The 2,500-nt window shown below is 67.7% G+C and carries 1 protein-coding gene (cut by a window edge); it reads left to right on the top strand.

The annotated features are described in order from the left end of the window. Positions 1–2,500, top strand: part of the annotated coding region (locus VFM98_RS01680) for a cytochrome c peroxidase (protein ID WP_325108155.1) (this coding region is incomplete at both ends). 1,268 nt of the annotated region lie to the left of the window's left edge; 2,500 of its 3,768 annotated nt are in view.

Genomic DNA, 2,500 nt, shown 5'->3' with positions numbered 1-2,500 from the left:
AGCTGCGCGTGCAGACCTATGCGGGCACCGACCTGAGCATGGACCCGCACGAGTACGAGCCGGCCAAGCCGGGCCAGGCCGCGGGCAAGAAGATGATCCCGCTCTGGCTGGATCGCAGCAACCCGGCCGACCAGCAGCGGCTGATGACCGCGCGCCGCCGCGCCTTCCACTTCGGCCGCTCCAACGGCACCGACCTGGCGCCCTGGACGATCAAGACCGACGGCGGTGCCGGCTTCGGCGCCGATCCGCGCCGCATCTCCGCCGCGCCGCAACTGGCCACCGGCCCGACCGACGCCGGCTACAGCGGCAATGGCACGCTGGAGATCTGGACCATGACCACCGGCGGCGGCTGGGGCCACCCCATCCACGTGCACTTCGAGGAGGGCCTCGTCCTCAAGCGCGGCGGCAAGGCGCCGCCCGAGTGGGAGAAGTGGGCGCGCAAGGACGTCTACCGCATCGGCGCCGAGGACGACAGCACCGCCAGCGTCGAAATCGCGATCCAGTTCCGCGAATTCGCCGGCACCTACGTGGAGCACTGCCACAACACGCAGCACGAGGACACGTCCATGCTCCTGCGCTGGGACGTGGAGCACCCGGGCCAGCACCAGCTGATGCCCACGCCGCTGCCCACCTGGGACGGCGTGACCTACGCCGCCTCCGCGGCGCTGCCCCTGGCGCGCACCGGCCTGGGAACCATGCTGCAGCCGAGCCTGCCGCCGGCGAACAACGAGACCTACGGCGCCATCATCCGGCCCGAGGTGCGCGAACCGATGATTCCGCTGCCCCTGATGTCGCTCAAGACCGTGCCGGTCCCCGGGCCGACGGACGAAGAGCTCGCCGAGTTCATCGTCGACAGGCAGGCCGCCATCGCGCTGGGCAAGGCGCTGTTCTGGGACACCCGCGTCGGCAGCGACAACAAGACCGCCTGCGCCAGCTGCCACTTCCACGCCGGCGCGGACGGACGGGTGAAGAACCAGGTCAACCCCGGCACGCTGCGCATGTCGAAGAACCTGGTGTCGCCGGATCCGGACTTCACGTTCCAGCTGATGCCCGGACCGAACTACGAGGTGAAGGCCAGCGACTTCCCGCTGACGAAGTTCCGCACCGGCAGCACCGGCAACCACCCGGCCGATCGCATCGACATCAACGACATCGAGAGCTCGCAGGGCGCGTTCAACGGGGAGTTCATCGAGGTGACGACCGACAAGAAGGGCGTGACTTCGGAAACCTGTGCCTACACGCTCGAGGGCGATGCCTTCCACTACGGGCCGGTGAACACCCGCCAGGTGCAGCCGCGCAACGCGCTTTCCGTGATCAACGCGGCGTTCAACTTCCGCAACTTCTGGGACGGCCGCGCCACCAACACGTTCAACGGCGGCGATCCGTTCGGCGCCCACAACCCGAACGCGCTGGTGTGGAAGGTGGTCGACGGCGTGATGCAGCAGGTGAAGGTGGCGCTGCCCTCCTCCGCGCTGGCCTCGCAGGCGTCGGGCCCGGGACTGTCGGAGATGGAGATGAGCTGCGCCAACCGCACTTTCGCGGAGCTGGGCGAGAAGATCCTGGGCCAGCCCATCCTGGCCGACCAGCAGATCGCGGCCAGCGACAGCGTGCTGGGTGCCTACGCGGCCAGCCGTCCGAAGTACCGCGACCTGGTGCAGAAGGCCTTCCACCCGACCTACTGGATGTGGCCGACCGTGGAGTTCACCGAGAAGCAGGCCGCCAAGCTGGCTTCCATGGACGTGCGCGGCAAGCTGGCGAAGAAGGCGAAGAAGGCCCAGAAGAAGAAGCTGAAGTTCACCACCGGCCAGATGGAAGCCAACTTCTCGCTGTTCTTCGCCCTGGCGATCCAGATGTACGAGCAGACGCTGATCTCCGACGACTCGCGCTTCGACCAGTGGGCGGACGGCAACGAGTCGGTGATGACGGCCAGCGAGAAACGCGGCTTCGACATCTTCAACAACAAGGGCCTGTGCCAGTTCTGCCACATCGGCGCGGAGTTCACCGCCGCATCCTTCCGCAACGTGACCGAGGTGCGGCTGGAGCAGATGGACATGCGCGACGGCCGCCAGCTCACCTATGACAGCGGCTTCTACAACATCGGCGTGCGGCCCACGCACGAGGACCTGGGCATCGGTGCCCGCGGCCCCTGGGGCAACCCGCTGTCCGAGACCCTCTTCATGACCGAGGCGATCGACAAGGAAGCCGCGGCGGCGCGTCTCGGCGACAGCTTCCGCGCGTGGCAGTACCTGATCCCGGAGCTCACCAGCAAGGTCAACGTGGCGGGCGCCTTCAAGGCACCGGGCCTGCGCAACGTGGAACTCACGGGGCCCTACTTCCACAACGGCGGCAAGGCCACGCTGATGCAGGTGATCGACCACTACAGCCGCGGCGGCGACTTCGGGGTGGACAACGCGGCGAACCTCTCGCCGGGGATCGTCCCGCTGGGTCTCACCGAGCAGGAGAAGATCGACCTCGTGAGTTTCCTGCTGTCGCTGACCGA

Source organism: Ramlibacter sp. (genome assembly GCF_035706265.1).
GTDB lineage: Bacteria > Pseudomonadota > Gammaproteobacteria > Burkholderiales > Burkholderiaceae_C > Ramlibacter.
The sequence above is the reverse complement of the archived record's forward strand: the minus strand, read 5'-3'. Positions and strand labels throughout refer to the sequence as shown.